General features: G+C 78.0%; 1 protein-coding gene. It reads right to left on the reverse strand.

What is annotated here, in order from left to right:
* A partial coding sequence (locus tag KVT14_RS20330; RefSeq protein WP_217617292.1) for an iron chelate uptake ABC transporter family permease subunit occupies window positions 1–282 on the reverse strand: 282 nt, incomplete at both ends.

The following is a 282-nucleotide window of genomic DNA, read 5'->3' on the forward strand; positions in this document are numbered from 1 at the left end:
GCCCGCGAGGGCGGCGACCAGGACCAGCAGCGCACCGCTCAGCGCGGACGGCACCAGCACCGAGCCGCGCGCCCCGAGGACGCGCGCCGCGATGGGGCGGGAGAGGAACGCGACGACCGGGATGGGCCCGGCGGCCGCCGTCGCGAACGCGATGAGCCCCACGGCGGCGCCGATCAGCAGGATCCGGGACCGCTCCACCCGGACGCCCAGGGCCGAGGCGGTGTCGTCCCCGAGCTGCAGCTGGGCGAGGTTCCGCGACTGCGTGAGCAGCACCGGGCCGAG

The sequence above is a fragment of the Cellulomonas sp. GbtcB1 genome (assembly GCF_019091725.1).
Classification (GTDB): domain Bacteria; phylum Actinomycetota; class Actinomycetes; order Actinomycetales; family Cellulomonadaceae; genus Cellulomonas.